Origin of the sequence: Haloterrigena salina JCM 13891, assembly GCF_000337495.1 — an archaeon.
Lineage (GTDB): Archaea > Halobacteriota > Halobacteria > Halobacteriales > Natrialbaceae > Haloterrigena > Haloterrigena salina.
This window is the reverse complement of sequence record NZ_AOIS01000067.1, coordinates 195,211-217,218: the sequence shown is the minus strand read 5'-3', so window position 1 is coordinate 217,218 and position 22,008 is coordinate 195,211. Positions and strand designations below refer to the sequence as shown.

Annotated in this window: 26 protein-coding genes; 8 read left to right on the top strand and 18 right to left on the bottom strand. The window is 65.6% G+C overall.

All coding sequences use genetic code 11. The features are described 5' to 3' along the window. Window positions 1-784: 784 nt before the first annotated feature. Complete coding sequence (locus C477_RS21840; protein ID WP_008896752.1) at window positions 785-3,523, bottom strand: DNA-directed DNA polymerase; 2,739 nt, start codon at window positions 3,521-3,523, stop codon at window positions 785-787. A gap of 129 nt (window positions 3,524-3,652) precedes the next feature. Between C477_RS21840 and C477_RS21835 the strand changes: the two genes are divergently transcribed. From C477_RS21835 to C477_RS21825, 3 genes are all read left to right on the top strand, one after another. Continuing rightward, window positions 3,653-3,835 carry a DUF7331 family protein gene (locus C477_RS21835; protein WP_008896751.1) on the top strand — a complete coding sequence of 61 codons (183 nt, stop codon included), beginning with the start codon at window positions 3,653-3,655 and terminating at the stop codon, window positions 3,833-3,835. Between the two features lie 81 nt (window positions 3,836-3,916). Continuing rightward, complete coding sequence (locus tag C477_RS21830; protein WP_008896750.1) at window positions 3,917-4,399, top strand: DUF7322 domain-containing protein; 483 nt, start codon at window positions 3,917-3,919, stop codon at window positions 4,397-4,399. An 84-nt stretch (window positions 4,400-4,483) separates the two neighbouring features. Beyond that, window positions 4,484-4,972, top strand: coding sequence for a DUF7346 family protein (locus tag C477_RS21825; protein WP_008896749.1), 489 nt, complete (start codon window positions 4,484-4,486; stop codon window positions 4,970-4,972). Between the two features lie 116 nt (window positions 4,973-5,088). Here C477_RS21825 and rad50 read toward each other — a convergent pair whose 3' ends face one another. The 3 genes from rad50 to C477_RS21810 all read right to left on the bottom strand — a co-directional run bounded on the left by rad50 (window position 5,089) and on the right by C477_RS21810 (window position 10,060). Further along, the gene (rad50, locus tag C477_RS21820; RefSeq protein ID WP_008896748.1) at window positions 5,089-7,779 is read right to left on the bottom strand and encodes a DNA double-strand break repair ATPase Rad50; all 2,691 of its coding nucleotides are present in this window, start codon (window positions 7,777-7,779) and stop codon (window positions 5,089-5,091) included. After that, window positions 7,776-9,191, bottom strand: a complete 1,416-nt coding sequence (gene mre11, locus C477_RS21815) for a DNA double-strand break repair protein Mre11 (RefSeq protein ID WP_008896747.1) — start codon at window positions 9,189-9,191, stop codon at window positions 7,776-7,778. The genes rad50 and mre11 overlap by 4 nt, the downstream gene beginning before the upstream one ends. A gap of 599 nt (window positions 9,192-9,790) precedes the next feature. Further along, a complete protein-coding gene (locus C477_RS21810) occupies window positions 9,791-10,060 on the bottom strand; it encodes a MarR family transcriptional regulator (protein ID WP_008896746.1) in 270 nt (89 codons plus the stop codon). A gap of 123 nt (window positions 10,061-10,183) precedes the next feature. On the opposite strand from C477_RS21810, the gene pan1 reads away from it, so the two are divergent. Next, window positions 10,184-11,401, top strand: coding sequence for a proteasome-activating nucleotidase Pan1 (pan1, locus tag C477_RS21805; protein ID WP_008896745.1), 1,218 nt, complete (start codon window positions 10,184-10,186; stop codon window positions 11,399-11,401). 167 nt (window positions 11,402-11,568) lie between these two features. Here pan1 and C477_RS24275 read toward each other — a convergent pair whose 3' ends face one another. Both C477_RS24275 and C477_RS24270 read right to left on the bottom strand, forming a co-directional pair. Continuing rightward, a complete protein-coding gene (locus C477_RS24275; protein WP_008896744.1) occupies window positions 11,569-11,706 on the bottom strand; it encodes a hypothetical protein in 138 nt (45 codons plus the stop codon). A gap of 108 nt (window positions 11,707-11,814) precedes the next feature. Then, window positions 11,815-11,988 (bottom strand): DUF7556 family protein, encoded by a 174-nt coding sequence (locus C477_RS24270; protein ID WP_008896743.1) that lies wholly within the window; start codon window positions 11,986-11,988, stop codon window positions 11,815-11,817. Between the two features lie 232 nt (window positions 11,989-12,220). Here C477_RS24270 and C477_RS21800 point away from each other — a divergent pair, with 232 nt between their 5' ends. Then, window positions 12,221-12,775, top strand: coding sequence for a GMP synthase subunit A (locus tag C477_RS21800; protein ID WP_008896742.1), 555 nt, complete (start codon window positions 12,221-12,223; stop codon window positions 12,773-12,775). 381 nt (window positions 12,776-13,156) lie between these two features. On the opposite strand, the gene C477_RS21795 is transcribed toward C477_RS21800, so the two are convergent. Beyond that, window positions 13,157-13,417, bottom strand: a complete 261-nt coding sequence (locus C477_RS21795; protein WP_008896741.1) for a hypothetical protein — start codon at window positions 13,415-13,417, stop codon at window positions 13,157-13,159. Then, on the bottom strand, window positions 13,418-13,819 hold the full coding sequence (locus tag C477_RS21790) for a prefoldin subunit beta (RefSeq protein ID WP_008896740.1): 402 nt from the start codon (window positions 13,817-13,819) through the stop codon (window positions 13,418-13,420). Between the two features lie 107 nt (window positions 13,820-13,926). On the opposite strand from C477_RS21790, the gene C477_RS21785 reads away from it, so the two are divergent. Then, entirely contained in the window at window positions 13,927-15,021 is a 1,095-nt protein-coding gene (locus C477_RS21785) for an iron transporter (RefSeq protein ID WP_008896739.1), read from the top strand. A 24-nt stretch (window positions 15,022-15,045) separates the two neighbouring features. Here C477_RS21785 and C477_RS21780 read toward each other — a convergent pair whose 3' ends face one another. The 8 genes from C477_RS21780 to C477_RS21745 form a co-directional block, all read right to left on the bottom strand. After that, window positions 15,046-15,546 (bottom strand): DUF2243 domain-containing protein, encoded by a 501-nt coding sequence (locus C477_RS21780; RefSeq protein WP_008896738.1) that lies wholly within the window; start codon window positions 15,544-15,546, stop codon window positions 15,046-15,048. A 76-nt stretch (window positions 15,547-15,622) separates the two neighbouring features. After that, on the bottom strand, window positions 15,623-15,886 hold the full coding sequence (locus C477_RS21775; protein ID WP_008896737.1) for a KEOPS complex subunit Pcc1: 264 nt from the start codon (window positions 15,884-15,886) through the stop codon (window positions 15,623-15,625). 6 nt (window positions 15,887-15,892) lie between these two features. Then, on the bottom strand, window positions 15,893-16,027 hold the full coding sequence (locus C477_RS21770) for a DNA-directed RNA polymerase subunit P (protein ID WP_006181151.1): 135 nt from the start codon (window positions 16,025-16,027) through the stop codon (window positions 15,893-15,895). A gap of 15 nt (window positions 16,028-16,042) precedes the next feature. After that, window positions 16,043-16,306 (bottom strand): eL43 family ribosomal protein, encoded by a 264-nt coding sequence (locus tag C477_RS21765; RefSeq protein ID WP_008896736.1) that lies wholly within the window; start codon window positions 16,304-16,306, stop codon window positions 16,043-16,045. A 111-nt stretch (window positions 16,307-16,417) separates the two neighbouring features. Continuing rightward, window positions 16,418-16,621: a hypothetical protein gene (locus tag C477_RS21760; protein ID WP_008896735.1), complete on the bottom strand. Its 204-nt coding sequence runs from the start codon at window positions 16,619-16,621 to the stop codon at window positions 16,418-16,420. 187 nt (window positions 16,622-16,808) lie between these two features. Next, window positions 16,809-17,570 carry a DUF2103 domain-containing protein gene (locus C477_RS21755; protein WP_008896734.1) on the bottom strand — a complete coding sequence of 254 codons (762 nt, stop codon included), beginning with the start codon at window positions 17,568-17,570 and terminating at the stop codon, window positions 16,809-16,811. A gap of 127 nt (window positions 17,571-17,697) precedes the next feature. Beyond that, on the bottom strand, window positions 17,698-18,534 hold the full coding sequence (gene surE, locus C477_RS21750) for a 5'/3'-nucleotidase SurE (protein ID WP_008896733.1): 837 nt from the start codon (window positions 18,532-18,534) through the stop codon (window positions 17,698-17,700). Between the two features lie 71 nt (window positions 18,535-18,605). Then, window positions 18,606-19,115, bottom strand: a complete 510-nt coding sequence (locus tag C477_RS21745) for a zinc ribbon domain-containing protein (RefSeq protein ID WP_008896732.1) — start codon at window positions 19,113-19,115, stop codon at window positions 18,606-18,608. Between the two features lie 166 nt (window positions 19,116-19,281). Between C477_RS21745 and C477_RS21740 the strand changes: the two genes are divergently transcribed. Beyond that, the gene (locus tag C477_RS21740) at window positions 19,282-19,809 is read left to right on the top strand and encodes a hypothetical protein (RefSeq protein ID WP_008896731.1); all 528 of its coding nucleotides are present in this window, start codon (window positions 19,282-19,284) and stop codon (window positions 19,807-19,809) included. 10 nt (window positions 19,810-19,819) lie between these two features. Here C477_RS21740 and C477_RS21735 read toward each other — a convergent pair whose 3' ends face one another. Together C477_RS21735 and truD are read right to left on the bottom strand one after the other, a co-directional pair. Continuing rightward, a complete protein-coding gene (locus tag C477_RS21735) occupies window positions 19,820-20,071 on the bottom strand; it encodes a hypothetical protein (protein ID WP_049914788.1) in 252 nt (83 codons plus the stop codon). A gap of 175 nt (window positions 20,072-20,246) precedes the next feature. Beyond that, window positions 20,247-21,626, bottom strand: coding sequence for a tRNA pseudouridine(13) synthase TruD (gene truD, locus C477_RS21730; protein ID WP_008896729.1), 1,380 nt, complete (start codon window positions 21,624-21,626; stop codon window positions 20,247-20,249). A 134-nt stretch (window positions 21,627-21,760) separates the two neighbouring features. Between truD and C477_RS21725 the strand changes: the two genes are divergently transcribed. Next, window positions 21,761-22,006 (top strand): hypothetical protein, encoded by a 246-nt coding sequence (locus tag C477_RS21725; RefSeq protein WP_008896728.1) that lies wholly within the window; start codon window positions 21,761-21,763, stop codon window positions 22,004-22,006. The last annotated feature ends 2 nt before the right edge of the window (window positions 22,007-22,008 follow it).

Here is a 22,008-nt window from a genome sequence, read left to right as displayed (position 1 = left end):
GTTTCGTATCCAATTGGATCCAGTCTTGAAGAGACAAAATAGTTTTGCTAATCAATAATCATAACTCTCGTGCTGGAAAAGCACTTAAACCACCTCCACTAGTTATATTGTATTGCCGTCGAGTAATTCAAGCAATTCTGTGAGACCAACCTCTCTAATGACGATAAATCACCATCGATCTACGCCATAAGATCGTTCTTCGTTGGTCGGTTTCGGGCGATTCGGACGATATCTGATTCTCATGGACCGCACCCGGATCTGCGGCGATACCAATTATTGATAGAAGCGAAGTCGTCGTCTCACTGCCGCCTGCACGGAACTCTATCCTCGACGCCAGCACCAAGCGGGCGTTCGGTTGCGTCTCCTCGTTGCGCCCTCAGGAGAATCCACGGCAACGAACATGATACCGAAACAATATCAAATGAAAGTTGATGTTTCTAGTTGCGTTAGATTAGGTTCACTGCACGCTGTCGAGAGTCGTAATCTGATGGAATCAAACCTGTACCGAACGAGGAGATACCCGAACGCTGCCACGCCTACGGCCGCGCCACCGAGTTCGATGACGCTCAATGGGTTGGCAAGCGTAATGCCCACGATGCCATCGTACAGGAATTCCAATGAGATGGCGAATATCAACAATGGCGTCGCTTTCTTCAACAATCTGTTTATCCGGTGGAGATGTTGTGCAGAGTTTTCTTTTCACATACGACTATATGTTGTGTATTTAAGAAATAGTGGGGTAAAATGGTTGCGTCTCCTAGCTATCGCGCGGTCAAACTGATATTCACATGAAATTGCCCAGTCCCGTCTGCTCCTGGCCGCTCTTGACTTCGTCCCACGAGACATCTAGCGCCTCGAGAATCCGCGAAATCGGCCCCTTCAGGGTCTTCTCGAGCATCTTGTCGTAGTCGACCTCGAACTCCGGCGGGATCTGGTCCTCGTACTCGAAGCAGATCACGTCGGGGTCGCGCTTGAAGGCGCCGTAGAGGGGGTCGCGCTGGGGATCGAATCCTTCGTCGCTCTCCATCCGGCGGAAGAAGGCGGGATCGACGCGGTCGAGGTAGAGGCGCTTGGGCTTGCTCCCGCGCTGGAAGTTAGTGCCCAACAGTAGGTTCGCGTACTTCGCCCCGCGGACCTGCGCAGTGTCGGTGTCGTAGTTGTCCAGTCGTTTGCCGATGCCGCCCGGGATGGCGATCTCCTCGAGGGAGATGTCTCCCGTGCGGACGTCCTCGATGATCCCGTTGACGTACTCCTTCGCCCCTTCGACGTCGCCCTCTCGGACGATCATCTCGATGACCCGGTGTTGGACCTCCTTGGTGATCGGGGCGATGTCCGAGCGCTGGTACTCGAAGCCGACGATGTCGATGTCGTTGACGTCCTTGCCCTCCTTCCAGACGATGTGGCCGGCGTAGCGTTTCTTCTTGCCGGCCTGGAAGAACCGCCGGTAGAGCTTCTCGAACTCGATCTGGAACCGGTGAGCCTCCGCGTTCAAATCCTCGCGCGCGAAGTCGTCGTAGCGACCGTTGATGTGCTCCTCGATCTCGAAGGATTGCTCGATGGCCTCCTCCGTCGAGACGTCGGGGCCCAACTCGAGCATGACGCTGTCGGTGTCGCCGTAGGTGACCTGGTAGTCGAGTTCGTTCGCCGCGGTCTCCGTGAATTCGATCACTTCGCGGCCGGTCGCGGTGATCGCGGACGCCGCTTCCTTGTCGTAGAGCCGGAACTGCTCCCAGCCGGAGACGCCGTACAGCGAGTTCATGATGACCTTCACCGCTCCCTGCTGGCGGTCGTACTGCTCGTACTCGAGGCTCCCAGGCTCGTACTCGTTCCGGAGTTCCTTCTTCTCCTCGCGCTCGGCGAGCAGTTCCGTGATCATCTCGCGCATGACGCCGTCGGGTTCCTTCCGGAAGTGGATCTCGTCGTCGCCGATCGGCGCGACGTAGGTCTCCCCGTCGTACTTCTCGGGGTCGACCTTCGTCTCCGGCGAGGCGTTGATCGTGGTCATGCACATCGGGTACAGCGACTTCAGGTCGAGCACGGTGACGTTCTCCTTGACGCCCGTGATCGGCTCGAAGACGGCGCCGCCCTCGTACTCTTCGCCGGCCTCCTGTTGGCCCTTCGAGGGGAGGGCGAAGCGGCCGTAGGCCTCGTGGAGGACGTACATGTCGACCGCGTCGCCGGGCGTCGGTGCGTCCTCTAACTTACAGCCGACGAACGAACGCACCTCGTCCCAGAACGGGATGATCTCCTGCTGGCGGTCCAGTTCCACGCAGAGTTCGACGTCCCGGAGGTTGTACTCGAGCAGTTTCGTGGGGTCGTCCTCCCAGAGGTCGCCGATGTCGCCGGCGTACCGTTCCTTCCCCACGCCCAGTTCGGCCTCGCCGACCGCGTCAAGCCGGTACGAATCCAGTTCGGAGAAGACCATCCGCTGGTAGCCGTACAGCAGGTCGAAGACGACCCGGCCCTTGATGTCGGGCCCGCCCCAGTTGCTGCGCCAGACCTCGTCGACCCGCGAGAGGCGATCGATCGAGAGGTCGTAGTCGTGGTGGGGGCCGTCGACTTCCTCGAGGCGGTCGAGGAAGTACGGCGCGTCGAAGTCCTCGAAGTTCCAGCCCGTGAGGACGTCGGGATCGGTCTCCTCGATGTAGTCGATGAAGGCCTCGAGCATCGCTTCCTCGTCCTCGAAGGCGCGGACCTCGTGGTCGATCTCGCCCTCGATCGGATCGTAGTTCTCGATTTCCTCAGGGATCGGGCCGTCGCCGATCGGGGCCTCGTAGAGCCACATGATGTACTCGTCGCGGTAGGAGTCGTGGCTGGTGAGACAGACGATCGGCTCTTCGCCGTCCTCGGGGAAGCCCGAGCGGTCGTCGACTTCGATGTCGAACGTGTTGACGCGCGGCTCGGCGTCGACGTCGACAGCCTCGACCTCGTCGTGGGGGACGACCAGCGAGTCGTCCTCGGCGCGTCGCTCCGGGACGCGGATGCCGCTGCGGACGTCCTTGTCGATCAGAAACCGGTTCGGGAAGAGGATGTCGGCCTCGAAGTGGTCGAAGTCGTCGCGGACCTGGCCGACGTCGCGGGGCGTCTGGCCGAAGATTTTGGTCAGTTTCTCGCCGCGGATGCTCTCGTAGGGCTCGCCGTCCTCGTCGTACTCCCGGCTGCCGGTCAAGCGGTCGTACTGCTCCTCGGGGGGCTGTTCCAAGCTGTCCGTCGGCGCGTAGAAGTACGGCCGGAAGCCGACGAACTGGACGTGCTCTAGCTCGCCGTCGGGCGTGCGTCCGAAGACGTGCATGATCGGCCGCTCCTCGTCGCCGTAGCCCGCGATGGTGTAATCGACCTGCATCACCGCGAGCTCGAGTTCGCCCTGCGGTTCGGGCAGGGTCTCTTCAATCACGTCGATTACCTCGGCGGCACTCGAGCCGCCGTTGCCGGCGACGGCAACCGCCTCTTCCTCCGGCCGCTCGTCCGCGTCGTCGGACTCGCCGCCGAAGTCCGCGAGTCCGGATTGGCCCGCCTCAGTCATGGTGTCGGGGTTGGCAGTCGCCGGATAAAAACCCCCACACTTCGGTCGACCGTCGCCTCCCCGAGCGCGTCTCACAGTTTTGCAAGAGCAACAAGACATATAATGTGGTAACACTTACCATGAAGTCAGGTGATCGAAGTGTCCACCAACGCAGACGACACGACGGATCGAAGCGAGCCGCGTAGCCAGCCCGAGGGCACCGCGACGATCGAGTCTTACGAGATCGAGGACGGTGTCGTCTTCTACGACGCCGAGAACCCGCTCGCGTGGGTGGAGACTTCTCGAACCCTCATGCTGTCCGAACTGGCCTGACGGACTCCGCTCTCGCCTGCGCCGCCCGACCGATCGCTCCGAACGCGAACCCTTTTTTGCTGGCTGCTCCACCGTTGACGTGTGGGATCCGACCGGCCCGACGACGAACGCGACGAGTACGATCCGGAAGAGGAGTTTCGCGATCCCGAGAGCGATTCCCTCACGATTCCGCAGGTGTCGTCCGAGGACGCGGGCGGCGGGTTCTGGTCGGATATTCGCGAAGATTTCGAGTCCGAGGAGCCCGCCGAGCCCGCCGAACCGGAGGTTTCGACCGACGAGACCGACGTCCCGACGGAGCTACGCGAAACCTTCTGGGCGATGGTGCTCTTCGTCAACGGGGCGGTGCTCACGTACGCGCTCGCCGCGCTGTTTCTCGTCTTCGAGGGCGCGACGAGAACCGCCGGCATACTCTTCGTGATCGGACTCGCCTGTACCGTCTTCACCGCGCGCCGGTATCGCCACTATCAGCGGTACGTCGACGCCAACGACGACGACGAACCGGGGCCCGACGCCTCGAGCGACGCCGGCGTCGCGACGGCTCCCGAAACGAACGACGATACGTAACACTCTATTGTCATCCGTGCGCATAGCCGAAACTACTTGAGGCGGGCTCTCCCAACACCAGCCACCGGGCGATACCGATCGATCATGAAATCCGTCCAAGACGACACCGGCAAACGATACCTGCTTCTCAAGCGATCCGAACACGCGAGCCTGGTGCGCGATCCACAGAACGGCAACGAGTGTTACGTTCAGAACGACCGCCTCGAGGACGTCGACGAGTCGCCCCTCGAGACGGCCGCCCGGACCGTTTCCGGGCCGGTGCGGACGCTGCTGACGACGGTCCACGACGAGGCGACCCTCGGACTCCTGATCGAACTCGCCGAGCGGGGGCCCCTGGGGGTCAAAACGATCCTCGACGCCGACGCCTTCTGCGAGAGCGACCTCCACGGCCGGCTGACGGTACTGACGTCCGCGGGACTGCTCGCCGAGACGACGGTCGCCGGCGAGCGCGGCTATCGGGTCACCGACGAGTGTCGACACGCGCTCGAGGCCATCGGCGCGATCGACGAGGCCGAGGACGCGGTCGAACCCTCGAGCGCCGCCTCGAGCGAGGTGCCCGACAGCGCGTCGTAACGAGGGAAGGAGTCGAATTTGTTTTGACGAGCGCCGCTTCCGCCTCGAGCGCCGCGGCTCGGAAGCGTCCGTGACGCCGCGCCGAACGGAGACTCGACCGCGACTCGATCGATGCCTCAGTCCGACGCGAGCAGTTCGACCTCCGGCGGTTCGCCGCGCTCGAGTCGCGAGCGGTTCGACGTGGCGTCCTTCTCGACGCGGACCAGCGAGTCGGCCGCGCCGACGAGTTCCTCGTCGTGGCTGACGACGACGATCTGTTCGACGCCCAGATCCCGCATCGATTCGACCAGCGAGACGAGTTGCGTGACGTGGCCCGAGTCGAGGAAGACCGTCGGCTCGTCCAAGATCAGCGGCGGCATCGGTGCCGATCCCTCGACGCCCTCCGCGAGCAGTCGGTAGATGGCACACCGCAGGCTGAGGTTGAACAGCGCCCGCTCGCCGCCGGAGAGCTGTTCGGGTTCGAGTGCCTCGCCGTCCTTCTGGTAGACCGTCAGCCGGTACTCGCCGTCGAGGTCGATCCCCGCGTAGGAGTCGTTCTGGTAGACCAGATCGAACGTCTCGTTGAGCAATCGCTCGAGGGTCTCGACGTTGCGCTGGCGCAGCTCCGCCCGCAGGTCCGCGTAGGTCGCCTGCAGCGTCTCGGCCTCGTCGTACAGCGACTCGAGGCGCTCGCAGCGCTCCTCGATCGCCTCGAGGCGATCCCGAAGCTCTTCGAGCTCCTCGAACTCCCGTTCGGCGGCGCCGATGGCGTTCTGGATCTCGGTGCGGTTCTCCTCGAGTTCCTCGAGTTTGTCGTCGACCTTCGCGATGTACTGTTCGGCGCTTTCCTTGTCCCCGCGGGCCGTCTCGATGCGCTCCTCGTCGAACTCCGACTCGAGGTCGCGCTTGCGCTCGCGTTTGCTCGAGAGCGTCTCGCGGCGTTCGTCGTTCATCGTCTGCCAGTCGTCGCGCCGTTCCCGGCGGTTCTCGATCTCGGCGGCGAGCTCCGCCCGCTCGTCGTCGATCTCGGCGATTCGGCGCAGCGATTCGAGCGATTCCCTGATCTCGCCGCGTTCGGTGTTGATCGCGCCGAGTTCGCCGCGGTGCTCGGCCACCTCCTCCTCGCGGTCGTCCGCTTGCGCGCGTTTCTCCGCGGCCTCGTCCTCGTACTCCGTGGCCTCCTCGCGGAGTTGGTCGCGCTGCTCCCGGCGCTCCTCGAGGGTCTCGCGTTTCTCGGCGAGCAACTGCTCGATGTTCTCGCGGTTCTCCTCGAGCCGGTCGACCCGTCGCTCGGCCTCGCGCAGTTCCTCGGCGCGTTCGATCCGCTCGTCGAGGTCGTCGCGCTCGTCCTTGAGGTCGTCCCGTCGCTCCTCGAGCTCGTCGCGTTCCTCCCGTTTCTCCTCGAGGACGTCGACGTGCGGCGAGTCCTCGACGGGCTGGCCGCACTCCGGACACTTTCCTTCCTCGAGGAGTCGCTCCCCCTCGTCGATGGCGTTCTCGACGGTCCGGATGTCGGCCGTGACGTCGCCGATCTCGTCGGTTAACTCGTCGCGTTCGCGCTCGAGGGACTCGAGGTGGTCGGCCGCGTCGCCGAAGTCGACCGGCGCGTCCGCGAACCGTTCGCGCGCCGCCTCGATCTGTTCGTCGAGTTCCTCGAGTTTCTCTTCGCGGTCCGCGATGGTCTCCTCGTCGGCCTCGAGTTTCGACTCGAGATCGTCGGCGTCCGCTCGGGCCTGTTCCGCCTGGGTCTCGAGGTCGTCGGCCTCCTCGCGGAGCCGTTCGATCTCGCCGTTAGTCTCGGTGATCGCGACGCGGACCTCCTCGAGTTCGTCCCGGAGCTCCTCGTCGCGGGCCTCGAGCTCCTCGATTCGGTCTTCGACGGTCTCGTCGCCGGTTCCGCTCTCGGCGTCGTCGAGGTCGACCTCGGCCAGCAACGCCTCGCGTTCGTCGGCGAGTTCCTCGCGTCGGGACTCGAGATCCCGAATCTCGTCTTTCGCGCCCTCGCGCTTGCGTTCGGTCTCGGAGATCTTCGACCGCAGGTTATCGATCTCCTCGTCGAGTCGCTCGATCTCCTCGCGGGTCTCCTCGTGGCGCTCGAGGACGTCCTCGGCCGTCTCGAGGGTCTGTCTGGCCTGTTCGCGTTGCTCCTCGAAGCGATCGATCTCCTCTCGGACGTCGGTTCGGCGGGACTCGAGCCCGTTGAGTCGCTCGTGGAGATCCTTCGCTTCCTTCTGCTCGACCTGTTTGCGGAGGTCCTCGAGGACCTCTCGCTGGCCGTCGAGGACTGTCTTGACGCCGAGTCGGGCGTCGCTGGCCCGCTCGCGGTACTCCTCGAGCGCGCCCAACTGGAGGAGGTCGTCGATCATGTCCTGGCGGTCGCCCGGCGAGGCGTGGATGAGCTTGTTGACCTCGCCCTGGCGGACGTACGCGCAGTTGACGAACGCCTCGGCGTCCATCCGCAGGAGTTCGGTCACCTCGCGACGGACGTCGCGGGCCCCCTCGACCGTCTCGGTCGGCGTCTCGAGGACGCACTTCGTCGTGGTCGCTCGATCGCCACGAAGTTTGAGCCGTCGCTCGACGCGGTACTCCCGGCCGTCGTGGGTGAACCAGAGTTCGATCTCGGACTCCTCCTCGCCGGTCGTGATCACGTCGTCTAAGGTGCGGTCGTCTAAGGCCTTTGAGCCGTATAGCGCGAAGAAGACGGCCTCGAGCAGCGTCGACTTCCCGCTGCCGTTGACGCCGTGGACGACGGTGACGCCCCGTTCTAAACCGAGATCGGCCTCGCCGTAGCACTTGAAGTTCAGCAGGCGGACGCGATCGACCCTCACGCGAAATCACCCAGCGAGGCGGTGTCGGCGTCGGCCGGGTCGTCCGTCGGTTCCTCGCTCGAGTCGTCCTCCGTCGCCTCGGATTCGGGCTCGGACTCGGATTCGGGTTCTGGTTCATCGTCGGCCGCTGACGGGGTTTCCCCACCGTTTGCGGCCGCGGTTTCCCCGCCGTTCGCTACTGTCGGTTCCGCGTCGGCAGCCGCCGTGGAATCACCGCTCGCGTCGTCGCCGGCCAGTTCGTCCGCGACGGTCGTCACGTCCTCGTCCTCGGGGGCGCGTTCGGGCGCGGGATCGAACGCCGACTCGTCGTCCTCGAGTAAGTCGCGAACGCGGCGCTCGACGGTCTCGCGGACGTTCGAGTCGACCAGGTCGTCGTCGCGGACGGTCTCGTCGATGCTCCGGGCGGCGTCGCTGAGTCCCAGTTCTCGAACGCGCTCGCGGACCGCCGCATCGGGGTCGGCGAAGCTGACGGAGACCTCTTCGTCCTCGTCGGGTAGTTCCCGGCGGTCGTTGACCCGGGCGACCAACGCGTCGCGGTCGATGGCGGCCTCCTCGATCGTCGCGGGGGTGATCGGCTTCCCCTCGCCCTCGACGGTGACGATGACGACGGCGTCCTCGAGGTCGTGCTGGCGAACTCGCTCCTGGACGCGGTCGACGCCCTCGCCGGCCTCGAGTTCGACGTCGACGAAGACGAACTCGCGGGTGTCCGCGAGCCCGCGGCGACTGATCGCGACGCCGCCGTCCGCGTCGAAGTCCACGAGGTTGTAGCCCCGGTCCTCCCGTTCGCTGGCGCTCGCGCGCTCGGTCGACCCGCAGTAGGTGACCCAGGTATCCATGACCTCTGCGGTGTCGGGTTTGTGGTTGTCTCCGAGCAGGACGGCGTCGAAGTCGACCGTGGATTCCTCGAGCAGTTCCTCGGTGTCCCAGTCGGCGTGTGCGAAGGGCTCGAAGAGGCCGTGGGTCACCAGCGTCGCGTGCTCGGCGGCGTCGGGGACCGGTTCGAACGCGTACTCGAGGTCATCGCGGCGCGACCGGGGGACGAAATCGAGGCCGTAGAGGGCGACGTCGCCGACGATCTCGGGATCGGCGCCGAGGCGGGTCGCCAGCCCGAGATCCGCGAAGAGGTCGAGCCACTGGGCGTCCCGTTTCGACTCGTGGTTGCCGACGACGGCCAGAAAGGGAATGTCGGCGTCGTCGAGCGTGCGCAGAATTTCGACGGTACCCTGGAGGTCGACCAGACTCGGCCGCCGGTCGTGAAAGAGGTCGCCGGCGTGGACCACGGCGTCGACGTCGTCGGCGACCGCGTCCTCGACGACCGAGCGAAAGGCCTCGAGGAAGTCCTCGCGGCGCTGTGGAGAGTTGTATTGCTGATACCCGATGTGGGTATCGCCCGTATGGATAACCCGCGTCATTGCACAGTCGTTGGCAGGCGCTCCCTAAAGGGGTTCCGTGACCGACGTGAGAGTGAAACCGACAGTCGTCCCGTTTGTGAGATGGACGTTTCGGCAAGACGGCGGTACTACGGTGGCGCGCGCTGTCGTCCGACCGAACGATAGTGAGGGCGGACGATAACACCGTGCGAGGGATGAGCGAGCGACAGTAGGTGCGAGCGAATCGGCTGGGGAGGGCGTGGCGATTCCCCGTTGCCAGAATCAGCAGGACGCCACGTTTCATCGACGCCCTTCTCGTTCATTTGCTCCTCGAGAAGAGACTTCTGCTATCGTGGCAGCAGGGATTTCCACACCCTCCCCAGCCGATTCACTCACTCGCTACGCTCGTTCGATCATCCCTCGCACGGTGTCGTCGATCGGTCTTCACTCTCGCTCGGACGCGATCGACAGCGTGCGCCACCGTAATCAAAGCGTAATCGGCCGGACCGGAGCGACTCCGCAGTGGGTGTTTACTATCGACTACCGAACTCGCTGTGAGCGGAGACGCGAAAAACGAGACGCGAAGAGAAGCGTCGAACGGCAACGCCGCGTAGTCGAGCAGTAGGAGAGTCGATTCCGACTTAGGATTCGATCTCGAGGCTGTACAGACGCTTGCGGGCGTCGGAAAACGAGAACCGGGAGTCGATGACGTTCTCCTCCTCGAGGCGGTTCAGGGCGTACCGCACCGTTCGGGAGGGCAGCAGCGTCTCGTCGGCGATCTGCTGTTGGGTCATCGTGTCGTTGTACTCGAGGACCTTCGCGACGAGCTTGGCACTCGGCGGAAGCTCTCTGACGTCGTCCCACGTTCCCCGCTCCTCGGGCTCCTGTCGAAGCGATTCTGAAGCGCTCATCACCCTCCCGTTTCGAATACAGGCTGATAATATTTTCTGTTTCAAAAAATGCGCGACGTTCATATTACGAGGCGAGTGCACCTACCCGAAGCCTCTTATGAACCAGCCCCCAAAGGTCGGGTGATGAGCGACACTGTGGACGACGTCGACCTCCCATACGACGAGGACGAGGCGTCCCAACAGGAGAAGATCCAGGCGCTCGAGGAACGGCTGGAGGTCCTCGAGTCGCAAAACGAGGAGATGCGTGACAAACTCCTCGATGCGAACGCCGAGAACAACAAGTACCAGCAGAAACTCGAGCGACTGACCCACGAGAACAAGAAACTCAAGCAGTCGCCGCTGTTCGTCGCCACCGTCCAGGAACTCACGGACGAGGGCGTCATTATCAAACAGCACGGGAACAACCAGGAGGCGCTGACGGAGGTCACCGAGGAGATGCGAGAGGACCTCGGACCCGACGACCGAGTTGCCGTCAACAACTCGCTGTCGATCGTCAAGACGCTCTCGAACGAGACCGACGTCCGCGCTCGCGTGATGGAAGTCACCGAGAGCCCCGAGGTCAGCTACGAGGATATCGGCGGCTTAGAAGAGCAGATGCAGGAGGTCCGCGAGACCGTCGAGATGCCCCTCGAGAAGCCCGAGATGTTCGACGACGTCGGGATCGAACCCCCGAGCGGCGTCCTGCTGTACGGCCCGCCGGGGACGGGCAAGACGATGCTCGCCAAGGCCGTCGCCAACGAGACCAACGCGACCTTCATCAAGATGGCCGGCTCCGAGCTGGTCCACAAATTCATCGGTGAGGGCGCGAAGCTCGTTCGCGACCTCTTCGACGTCGCCCGCGAGCACGAGCCCGCCGTCATCTTCATCGACGAGATCGACGCCATCGCCGCCAAGCGAACGGAGTCCAAAACCTCCGGGGACGCCGAGGTCCAGCGGACGATGATGCAACTCCTCTCGGAGATGGACGGCTTCGAGGAACGCGGCGAGATCCGCATTATCGCCGCCACCAACCGCTTCGACATGCTCGACCGCGCGATCCTCCGGCCCGGTCGGTTCGACCGCCTCATCGAGGTCCCCAAGCCCGACGCCGAGGGACGTGAGATCATCTTCAAGATTCACACCCGCGGCATGAACGTCGCCGACGACGTCGAATTCGGCGACCTGGCCGAGGACGTCGAGGAGGCCTCCGGGGCCGACATCAAGGCGATCTGCACCGAGGCCGGCATGTTCGCTATCCGCGACGACCGCACGGAAATCCGTATGAAGGACTTCCACAGCGCCTGGGACAAGGTCCAAGCCGACTCGGACGAGACCGAGGACGTCTCGAAGACCTTCGCCTAGACGAGTTTCTCTCTCCGTTTTCATCTCTCGAGAGCGACGCGTTCCGAGGGCTACTCGGATACACTTCGCCTCGAGCGCCGTGCTATCGGCTCGAAGCGGAAGAGACAACCCCACCCTGAAGGTAAAACGAGGGTACTCGTGCGAGTCCGAATCCGGACGCGGACCGACTATAGCGTCGTGAAGACGACGTACGGCACGACAAACAGGGCGACCGTGAACACGGCGAGGATCAGCAGATACCCGAGACCCGCGCCGGCCGCGGTGAGCCACGCCGGATGATCGAACTCACTGAGATCGATTGCCATACTGGTATCGTTCCGTGAGATGCGTATAAGCGTACCGGAACCCGGAACCGGTTGCTGTTAGTTGCGAACCGGACACCGCCATCGGGACAGCAAACCCGCGGTGTGGCGCTATCGCCACTCGTCCAGCGAGGCGGCGTCCTCCTCGGTCATCGAGAGCCAGACGTCGTCCCGTCCGATATCGGCGATCACGAGATGCGGCTGACCGTCGATTTCGTCGATCGCGGCGACGACATCGCCGTCGGTCGCCGACTCACTTCCGACCGATCCGGCCTCGAGTGTCATAGTACACGATACTCCAGGAGTATGTATGAACGTTTTGGTATCGTACTATACGGTGGTTGGATGATTCCTATTCTTGGCCGATTCTGTCGATAAGATGCATGGAACACCGTTACATTCCGAGAAAGTAAATTGAAAAGGGGCGTAGTAGCGAATAAGAGCACAGACGGCGACCGGCGCGCGGCGACGACGGTTTCCGGACCGTTTTTACCGAGTGACTGGCTAGGACCCTCCAATGACGAAAATCGTCGTGGTGGACAACCACGGACAGTTCACCCACTTAGAGCGCCGGGCCCTTCGCGACCTCGGCGTCGACACGGAGTTGATCGATAACGAGACGCCGCCCGAAGACGTCGACGCCGACGGCGTCGTCCTCTCCGGCGGCCCCGACATGGACCGGATCGGCCGCTCCGCCGACTACCTCGAGGCGGGCGTACCGGTACTCGGCATCTGCCTGGGGATGCAACTGATCGCCGAGGAGCTCGACGGCCGCGTCGGCGGCGGCGAGTACGGCGGCTACGCCGACGTGAACGTCGAGATCGTCGACGACGACGACCCGCTGACCGGGTCGCTCCATCCGGAAACCCGCGTCTGGGCGAGCCACGCCGACGAGGTCAAAGAACTGCCCGACGGATTCGAACTCACCGCCGAGAGCGACGTCTGCGGCGTCGAGGCGATGAGCGACACCGACCGCGACCTCTACGGCGTCCAGTGGCACCCGGAGGTCGCCCACACCGAGGAAGGCGACGAAATATTCGAGAACTTCCTCGAGATCTGCGAGTCTCGGTAGGACGACTCGAGCCGTCTCATCGGTCGATCCGTCACCGGTTCTCTACCGCTCAGTCATCCATCTGTCGGTTTCGCTATCGTTCGCTAGCTGCGACAGTCCCGAGGATCCCCACCGGCGTGTTCTCTCGTAGTCGTGTTCCGGTCCCTCGAGGCCGCCGCGAGAACGGATAGAAGGATAAAAACGGCATGGCCTCGACACCCGGCTGGGTCATCGGCGCGGGTTCGGTCGTCTCGAGTCGCTGACTCGAGTAGTCGCGCGGATATCGGTTCCGTCTCGGACGGGACGTGATACCCGTACCGCATCGGCTGCAACCGGCGGTCAACCGCGATACCCGTTGCTCGCCGTCGAGAGAGCAATCGAGAAGGGGGTCGGTTTCGACCGTTACTCGCCGAACAGTTCGTCGACGGCGTCCCGCGCGACGAGCGCGGCGTCGTCGGCGACCCGTTCGGGGTCGGGATCGTCCTCGTCCGGACCTCCGGGCGCGTTCAGATAGACGTCGACCTCGAGGACGCCGTCCTCGAAGGTGACGGTGACGTCGAGATCACGCACTGCCGATTGCTTGTACTGCGAGAAGACGTAGCCTTCCGCAGCGTCGGAGGCCGTCTGCACGACCTCCTCGTCGGTCGGTTCGCCGGTCGACATTTATGCGCCGCCTGCGCCCGGGCCGCCCGGACCGGCCGGGCCGCCCATGCCGCCGCCGGCGCCGCCGAGCAGTTCCTCGAGCTCGTCCTGGAGCTCCTCGAACTGATCCTGGACGCGCTCTTCCTGTTTCTCGAGGGTCTCGAGTCGGATCTCGAGGGAGTCGACCTTCTCTTCGAGGTCCTCCTCGGCCTCGTCGTACTCGGTCTCGACGAGCAGTTCGCCGACCTTGCGGTACATCGGCGTCTCGGCGTCGATCTCGTCGAGCTCCTCGAGGGCGTTCTCGGCTTCGGTGAGGTTCGATTCGGCTTCCTGCTTCTGGACGGCGACCTGCTGTGCGGTCTCCTGAAGGTCCTGAAGCTGTTCGATTTTCTCTTGTGCTTCCGGCGGCAGATTACCCTGCATACCTCGACCGTCGCCCTCCGGACTGATAAAGCCAAGCTTTGTCATCGACCGGGAAGTCGGCACCAGCAGCCCGCAGGCCTATCCGTCGCGACGGCGTTGAACGGGCGATGCGACGGCGCACGGCGCTCGCGACCGGCGGCGCCCTCCTCGCGGGGCTGTCCGCCGGCTGCCTCGAGACGTTTCGCCGGGAGGACGCCTGGCGCGAACTCGTCGTCGATCCGCCCGAGGGCGTCTACGTCCCGCCCCATGCCGACGGAATGGTGACCTATGGGACCGCGACCGGCGGCGGGCGCGAGATTGCCCTGCTGGCGACCCGTCCGCACTCCTTTTGGATCGTCGCCGACGACGAGCGCAATCGGGCGGATATCCGCTCCCGTCACGACGTCCACCTGATGGTAACCGTCCGGGACGCCGAGACCGGGACCTTCGTTCCGGCGTCGGTGCGGACGGCGATCCGGACGCGCGGCGACGCTACCGACGACAGCGATGACGCCGCCGACACGGTCGACGAGCGGTCGCTCTGGCCGATGCTCTCCCAGCGGATGGGGCCCCACTACGGCGACAACGTTCCGCTCGAGGGCGACGGCCCGTACACCGCGACGATCCGGATCGGGGCGACGACCGCGGACGCGATCGGCGGCGTCGCCGACGGCCTCGAGGCCGAGACGAGCGTCGAGATCGACTTCGCGTTCGAGACCGACGCGATCGACGATATCGAGCGCCGGTTGATCGACGAGGACGAGGGCCGCGGCGAGGCCGACGCGCTCGAGCCGATGGATCACGCCGTCGGCGCGGAGAACAGTGACAAGCGCGATCGGGAATCCGCAGCAATACTCGGCCGCGCGACGAGCGCCGACGTCGAGTACGCCGCGACGCTCCTCGGCGCGGATCGAGCCCGAACCGACCGGCCGACGCTGGCGGTGACGGCGCGAACGGTCCACAACGCGTATCCGCTCCCCTTCGCCTCACTCTCCGCGGCGATCTCCCGAGACGGCGAACGAGTCGCGAGCGCGCACCTCGAGGAAGCGATCGACGCCAGGCTCGGCCACTGCTACCGGACGGCCGTCGAGCCGTCCCTCCTCGACGGCGGCGGCGAGCTCGCGATCGACCTCGAGACGCCGCCGCAGGTGGCGCGCCACGAGGGGTACGAAACCGCGTTTCTCGAGGGCGATTCGGTGACGGTGGCGCTGGACGCGCTCTAAGCGGGGTCGACGCGCCGCGGTTTCTCACTCGAGGTGTCCCGTGTCGGCGTTTCTCGGCCGGACGGCGCCGTCGGCCACTCGCAGGAGACCCAGCCCGAGCGCGAGCATGATGACGCTGACGACGACCCAGTGGGGGTTCCACGCTTCGGTCCCGTGGACGACGTTGTGCAGGTCGAGCACGTAGTGGTCGACGACCCCGTCGTAGACGTTGAACACGCCCGCGCCGACGAGAACCGAGCCGAGCAGGTACGTCGTCGAGAAGCGCCGATCCGTGCCATTGACCACGCGCCAGAGCAGTCCGAAGCCGACGCACGTGATGGCGAGCGTGGCGATCAGAAACAGGCCGTCGAACATCACGTTCGTCCGGTAGCCGTCGAGACTGTAGGGATCGTAGTAACCCGACAGGAGGTGGTGGGTCTGTAACGTGAGGTGGAAGATCACGGTGTCGACGACGGCGCCGAATCCGAAGCCGATCGTTCCCCCCGCGAGCAGGAGTCGTCGCCGCAGGCTGTCAGCCGTCGCCATACCGATGCCTCGGCGCCGACGGGCAAAAATCGAAAACCAGCACCTGCACCGTCGATAGCGGCGCCGATCGCGGCGCTTACGTCTCGAGGGCCGCCATCCCGATATCGGCCGCTTGCTCGGCGACGTCGACCAGCGTAAACCAGGTGTTCAACGCGGCTCGCAGGGCGATCACGTCCGCGGCGTCGATCTCGATGCGGACGGTCGAGCCGTCGCGGTCGATGGTCGTCTGCGAACGGTCGTCGTCAATCTCGCCGACCTCGCGGGCAACGCTCTCGGCGACGAGCCGTGCGCGAGACGGCGTCTCGTAGTCGAACTCGAGAGTCGCGTCGTGAGAAGGCACGCGCGGTTACTGGACGTCGACTTCCTTGACGTCCCGGCTGCGCTCTTTCAGGAGCACGCGGTGGCCACAGTAGGGACAGCGGACGCCACCGTACTCGTCGAGCTGGACGTCGCGTTTACAGCGGGAGCACTTGTAACTCATACTGGCTCGAGAGGGTTACTCGTCGTCCTCGGCGAGCGCTGCGCGAATCGAGCGCTTGACGGTGCGGCCGGCGGGGGTCTCCGGACGGTAGGCGCCGCCGGTGAAGACCTCGCCGGTCTCCTCGTTCTTCCAGATGCCGGTGCCGACGCGGGTGACGTCGTCGCCGTCGACCTCGGCGCTCTGCATGTCGTCTTCGATCTCGCTGACGCGACGTCGGGCGACGCGACCGTAGCGTGCACCGAACCGGCCCGCGCTACCGACGTTTCCTTTCTTGGCCATAGTAGGGCTAGCTATCGGCAGCGGATTCTTAAACCTGTTGAGTTCGGCCGGCTTCGACGCGCCGCGTGAGGGATGAGCGCGCCGGCGGCGATCGGTCCGCCCCGCTCGCGGTCACTCCGTCGCCTCCTCGGCGACCGGCCCGGCGAGCAGTTCCCGGAAGACGAGCGACAGCGCGGCGAGGTAGCCGACGGGGGCGAGGGGAGCGGCCAGCAGTCCCGTCCCGATGCCCGTCAGCGCGATAGCCGATCGGAGGACGAGCCCACTCAACGCGAGCAGCGGAATCGCAGCCAGCACGGCGTCGGGACGCTCGAACATGGCTAATTATATCTAATTACACCCGGTCTGATAAGGGCCTGAGAACCAGCAGAGACTGTCTCTTCCATCAGGTAGTGACAATATTTACGCGAACGGCGTCGAGAACGGGCGCGGCCGTCACTGGCGACGATGCTCCGACTGCGATAACAGCGACGGTGATATTGGGCTTTCGCAGCGGATGAGGACGCTACTGAAACTCGGCGTCGGTCAGCACTTCGTTGAGGTCCTCGCGGATCCGCTCGCCCATCTCCCGATCGCGCGCGGTCGTGACGACCCGGTTCTCTTGGACGCTCGAGCCGTCCCGCAGGAGCATGCGAACGTTGCCGCCGTCGTCTGCGCGGGTAACTTTTGCGCGAAGCCCCGACTGGGAGCCCTTCCCGCCGGCGTCGATCGGCCCCGGAATGACCTTCTTGACGTGGGGGTGGCCGGCAACGGTACGGATCGCCCGCATTCCCGTTCGCCCGCCGATCAGCGTCGAGTGGCTGCCGCCGATCTTTTCGGCGGGCGGCGTCTGGACGACGTCCAGCGCGCGGTTGCCCCGCCGCTCGAGGACGGCGTCGACGGGTTCCTCGTCCTCGACGCGGTAGAACTGGTGGTGGATGTCCTCGCGGACGGCCTGGATCACCGCCCGATCGCCGCCGGCGTAGACCTCTTCGGGTCGTTTCCGGCGGATCTCGTCGCCGATCAACCCCGCGAAGTTCCGGAGTTCGACGACCTCGTTCTCGCCGTCTTCGGGCATCGTGGTGATCGTCGTCTCGCCCAGAATCGGATCGTCGTCCCGCCTCGCCGAGTCGGCGCCGTCTCCGCCGTCACCGTCGGCCGCGAGCATCGTCAGTGTCGCGCGTTCGCGTGCCGCCTCGAGGACGATCGCTTCCGTGTTGGCTTCCCGGCAGACGAGACAGAAATCGCCGGGTTTCTCGAGCGGCGATGCGCAGTGGCGACACTCCATATCGACCGTTCGGGAGAGGGATGTAAAACAGGCGCGTTTTCGACCAATCCGGTCCACGACCCGCTTCCGGCGACGGTCGCGTCGTCGGTACCGCTCCGCACTCCCTCGTTCTGCGGCCCGGCGGCCGCTACAGAACGTCCTCGAGAATCTTCGCCACCGCGTCCGTTTCCACGACGTCGTAAGGGACCCGCATCGGCGAGACCGAGAGCTGCCCCTCGAGCAGCGCGTGGCGGTCCGTGTCCTCGGGATCGGGGATGTCGCGGTTGGCCATCTGCTGCCAGAGCCGGTTCGTGAGCTGGAACTCCCCGTTCTCGAGGGCCGCATCCATCTCGTACACCTCTGTCGGCCGGGTGAGTTCGAACCCTTCCCTCTCGACGTCCGGTCGCGGGACGTTGACGTTCAGGTAGTCGACGCGGTCGAACAGGCCGGTTCCGGGCGTCCCCTCGACGAGCGCGGCGGCGATCTCGCCGGTGTGGGCGAAGTCCGCGGGCTCGAGTTCCGACTCCATGCCCAGCGTGTCCATCGAGACGGCGATCGAGGGCGTTCCGAGGAAGGCGGCCTCCATGGCGGCGCTGACGGTCCCCGACCGCGAGAAGACGTAAGAACCGAGGTTCGCCCCGGAGTTGCAGCCGGAGACGACGAGGTCGGGTCGGGGCTCGAGGGCGTTGACGCCGACGATGGCGCAGTCGCAGGGCGTCCCGTCGACGGCGTAGCCGAGTTCGTGGTCGGCGTGGGGGACCGGCGAGGTGAAGCCGTCGGCCTCGAGGTCGATCGAGCGGTCGTCGCTCTCGGACCCGGTCCGCCCGTAGGAGAGCGACCGGCCGACGGCGCTCTGGTTGCGGTCGGGCGCGATGACGGTCACCGTCGCGACTTCGGTCAGGGCGTCGTACAGCGCCCGGATGCCGGGCGCGTCGATCCCGTCGTCGTTCGTCAGGAGGACGTGGGGCGCGTCGTGGGGATCCATTCGTCGTAGTCGTGGCATGGACGGCGAGCTACCTATCGGTTCGGTTCCGCGACGACGCGTCCGCGGGCGGCTCAGGAACCGGTGTCGAACGTGTCAGTCCTGTCGTCGACCGCGCCGGCCCCACTGTCGACCGCGTCGGTCCGCTCTCCGACCGCGTCGGCGAGTCTCGTCCCGCAGTTCGGACAGTACCGCGAGCCCGCGTCGACGGCGGCCTCGCAGTCGGGACAGACGACGGTGGCGCTCGAGTCGCGTCCGCTCGCGAGGTCCTCGCCGCAGTCCGGGCAGTAGGCGGCGTCCGGCGAGGCGCTGGCGCCGCAGTTCGGACATTCTTGGCCATCCTCCCAGAGGACGCGCCGCTGGGAGTTCGCGACGTAGTTGTAGGCACCCCAGACGACGTTTCCGACGCCCATCGAGAACCAGAACGTCAGGATCGCGACCAGCAGGTGCGAGACCAGCGAGCCGAACTCCCGATCGATCATCACCACGTGGTCGGGCGCCTCCTCCTCGATCGTCCACCCCCGAGCGACGAGCTCGTCGATCTCCCGTTGCAGTCGGGTACTTCGCGCGGATGTTCTGCGCATGGGGGTTGTAGGACTCCAGCGGACAAAAGCCTAGTAGCGGTCGTCGCTCGCGCCGTCGCGGCCCCAGTCGCTCGGTCGTCCGTGTCGCGATCGCACTCGCCGAGTGGACGTTCGCACTCGCTGATGAAATGCGCCAGTTTACCCTCGAGCGCGTCCTACGGGACGTATGATCGACTTCGTTCAGTCCGTCACGATGGCCGTCTCGATCGCACAGGCGAATCCGAACCCGGGAGTCGACGTCGACGTCGGCACGCCGGTCGGGCTCGCCGGCGGCGCGATCGGCGCGTTCCTGACGACGCTGGTCGTCGGCGCGATTCTGGTCGCGATCGCCCCCGGGTACACCGAACGGATGATGGCCGCCGTGATCGAGGACCCCATCGGCGGCTTCCTCTACGGGATCCTCTCGCTGCTCGGCCTCGGTCTCCTGACGTTCCTGCTGGTCATCACCATCGTCGGCATCCTCGTCGCGATTCCGCTCGTCGTCGTCGCCTACCTGGTGTGGGCGGTCGGCGCCGCCATCGGCTACCTCGCCATCGCCGAGCGGCTGGTCGGCCGCGACGACGGCTGGCTGACGCCGTTGCTCGTCGCCGCAGCCATCAACGGTGCGCTCGCGCTGACGGGGATCGGCGGTCTCATTTCGCTCTGCGTCGGCGCCGCCGGCTTCGGCATCGTTCTCCGGGATGCGCTCGCGTGAGAACCGGACGTTACCACGGAACAAACCGGCGGAGGCGGGCGAGGAGCGACGGCTCCTCGCGGCGGACGCGAAGCGTCGTCCCCTCGGTTTCGAAGGCCGCTTCGGTCGCGGGGATCCGCTCGCCGTCGGGCAGCCGAACCGACTGCTCGCGACTGGGTACCGTCCCGCCGCTGGTCGGCCCGAACGTCGGCGCGCGGGTCGTCGGCTCCGGCGCCGGTTGGTCGTACTCGAGTTCGTACACCGTCGCCCCGTCGACGTCCAGTTTCCGCCAGTCGACGAGCGCGCGGTCCCCGCTCGTTCCGACGACGCCGGTTCCCCGCTCGGCGGCGCCATCATCGCGGTCGCGTCGGTCGTCGTGATCGTTCCGATCCGCGACGAATCCGTGGCCTCCCGAAGTCATAGATTCACTTCGCCACAGGGCCTCAAAAACCTCCGCCTCATCCCAGGTCGACCGGATCGACCTTCAGGTACTCCCGGCAGACAACCGTCGCGTACGACCCCTTCGGCAGACCGAACGAGAGAGTCAGCGGCTCGGTCCCGAGCGAGAGGGTCGTCCGAACCAGAATCGCGCGCCGGGTGCCACTCGAGTAGAACTCGCCCGGCAGGTCGAAGTCGGCGGGCTCGAGGTCCAGTTCGTCGAGGACGGCGCGTTCGATCTCGCCCTGCTCGCCGTCGGCGAGCTCCGTCTCGGTGCCCACCAGCGGCGCGGTGACGAACGCCCGGCCGCGCTCGCAGTGGCGCCGGACCGAGCGCACGCGACGGTCGGTGACCCGCTGGAGGCGGTCGGTATCGGGCAGTTCGAGCCCCGCCGGCGAGTCGGTGTCGGCAAAGCAGGCCACGTCTCCCTCCACGGGTTCGTCGAACGGGAGCCCGCGCTCGAGGCGCTCGGAGAGCATCAGGTTGAACGCGTACGACTGGGCGGCGTGGACGAACAGCCGCTGGAGGTTCGACGGCAGGCGCTCGAGGGCCGCGCGGTAGTCCTCGGGGTCGGGGTCGCCGTCGACCTCGGCGAGCCCGTGACAGAGCGAGCGCTCGTAGCGCAGGCGATTGGGAAAGCGCTCGAGGGCTTCCTGCCAGTCGCGGGTCTCTTCGACGAACGCGCGGGCCTCCTGCGTGGACTCGGGTTCCGCGTCGGCGGGGTTCCCGAGGTAGGCCATCACCGCGCCGGCCCAGTCGTCGCGGACGATCTCGAGGCCGACCTCGTGGGTGACCGGGCGGCGGCTGCCGAAGCGCTGCTGGCCGAAGAAGTTGGGGACGCCGATCGAGACGGTCGTCTCGTCGCCGGCCGCGTCGTCATCCGTCTCGTCGGTGCCGTCCTCGAGGCCGCCGAAGGCGTGCAGTTCGTCCGTGATCTCGGTCGCGCGCTGGGGGTCGTCGGGGTCGCTGACGACCAGTTCGAACTCGTTGCCCGCGAGGTCGCCGAACTCGAGCGACCGGCCCGCGCGGCCGACGATCTCGATGTCTGCGCCGCGGACCTCTGGGAGATCCTCGGGGTCGGCGCCGTAGATCGAGAACAGCTGCGTGGTGACCGCGTACTTGTCCTTCGTCCCGGCCCAGTTGACCCGCTCGCGGGAGACGCCGATCGCGTCCGAGAGCCGGCCGGCGAAGTCGTTGGTGTCCCAGCCCGACAGCGTCGCGCGAACGACGAGGTAGGGGTAGGCGTCCGTCGGCGCGTCGACGGGTTCGGTGTCGAAGCGCTCGCGTTCGCGCACGCGGAAGTGGTCGTCGTCCGCTCGCAGGCGGCCGCCGACGCCGTCGGTATCGGTGACGTAGTGCTCCATGCCGACGGCCTGCTCCGTGGAATGTGCCGGGCGCATGCTGGATGGCGGCGCTTAGGCGGCCGGGGATAAATCGGTTCGTTCTCGCGGTCGCGCCGTCTCGGAGCCGGGCCTCGAGAGCGGCCACCGACGCGACCGAACCAGTTATCAACGAGTTGACCGAATCGGAACGTATGGAGACGGCGGATCCTCGTTGGCCGCTCAAGCTGTCAGTCAGTATGGCCGCCGGGATCGTGATCGTGGCGCTCATTAGGGGCGAGCTTCCCGGCATCGGGTTCCTGCTCGGTATCGCCCTCGTTCCGGTGTACTTCCTGGCGCTTACGTTCCTCGACGGACCGCTCGAGGAGCGAACGGCTCGCGTCGGCGCGATCGTCGTCTCGGTGGTGCTCGTCGGCGCGGCGATCTGGCTGGCGCTCTAAGC

Coding starts and splice junctions, on each gene's coding strand:
- C477_RS21840 (WP_008896752.1), bottom strand. CDS start 3,523: ATGACTGAGGCGGGCCAATCCGGACTCGCGGACTTCGGCGGCGAGTCC.
- C477_RS21825 (WP_008896749.1), top strand. CDS start 4,484: ATGAAATCCGTCCAAGACGACACCGGCAAACGATACCTGCTTCTCAAG.
- mre11 (WP_008896747.1), bottom strand. CDS start 9,191: ATGACGCGGGTTATCCATACGGGCGATACCCACATCGGGTATCAGCAA.
- C477_RS21810 (WP_008896746.1), bottom strand. CDS start 10,060: ATGAGCGCTTCAGAATCGCTTCGACAGGAGCCCGAGGAGCGGGGAACG.
- pan1 (WP_008896745.1), top strand. CDS start 10,184: ATGAGCGACACTGTGGACGACGTCGACCTCCCATACGACGAGGACGAG.
- C477_RS24275 (WP_008896744.1), bottom strand. CDS start 11,706: ATGGCAATCGATCTCAGTGAGTTCGATCATCCGGCGTGGCTCACCGCG.
- C477_RS24270 (WP_008896743.1), bottom strand. CDS start 11,988: ATGACACTCGAGGCCGGATCGGTCGGAAGTGAGTCGGCGACCGACGGC.
- C477_RS21800 (WP_008896742.1), top strand. CDS start 12,221: ATGACGAAAATCGTCGTGGTGGACAACCACGGACAGTTCACCCACTTA.
- C477_RS21795 (WP_008896741.1), bottom strand. CDS start 13,417: ATGTCGACCGGCGAACCGACCGACGAGGAGGTCGTGCAGACGGCCTCC.
- C477_RS21790 (WP_008896740.1), bottom strand. CDS start 13,819: ATGCAGGGTAATCTGCCGCCGGAAGCACAAGAGAAAATCGAACAGCTT.
- C477_RS21785 (WP_008896739.1), top strand. CDS start 13,927: ATGCGACGGCGCACGGCGCTCGCGACCGGCGGCGCCCTCCTCGCGGGG.
- C477_RS21780 (WP_008896738.1), bottom strand. CDS start 15,546: ATGGCGACGGCTGACAGCCTGCGGCGACGACTCCTGCTCGCGGGGGGA.
- C477_RS21770 (WP_006181151.1), bottom strand. CDS start 16,027: ATGAGTTACAAGTGCTCCCGCTGTAAACGCGACGTCCAGCTCGACGAG.
- C477_RS21765 (WP_008896736.1), bottom strand. CDS start 16,306: ATGGCCAAGAAAGGAAACGTCGGTAGCGCGGGCCGGTTCGGTGCACGC.
- C477_RS21760 (WP_008896735.1), bottom strand. CDS start 16,621: ATGTTCGAGCGTCCCGACGCCGTGCTGGCTGCGATTCCGCTGCTCGCG.
- C477_RS21755 (WP_008896734.1), bottom strand. CDS start 17,570: ATGGAGTGTCGCCACTGCGCATCGCCGCTCGAGAAACCCGGCGATTTC.
- surE (WP_008896733.1), bottom strand. CDS start 18,534: ATGGATCCCCACGACGCGCCCCACGTCCTCCTGACGAACGACGACGGG.
- C477_RS21745 (WP_008896732.1), bottom strand. CDS start 19,115: ATGCGCAGAACATCCGCGCGAAGTACCCGACTGCAACGGGAGATCGAC.
- C477_RS21740 (WP_008896731.1), top strand. CDS start 19,282: ATGATCGACTTCGTTCAGTCCGTCACGATGGCCGTCTCGATCGCACAG.
- truD (WP_008896729.1), bottom strand. CDS start 21,626: ATGCGCCCGGCACATTCCACGGAGCAGGCCGTCGGCATGGAGCACTAC.
- C477_RS21725 (WP_008896728.1), top strand. CDS start 21,761: ATGGAGACGGCGGATCCTCGTTGGCCGCTCAAGCTGTCAGTCAGTATG.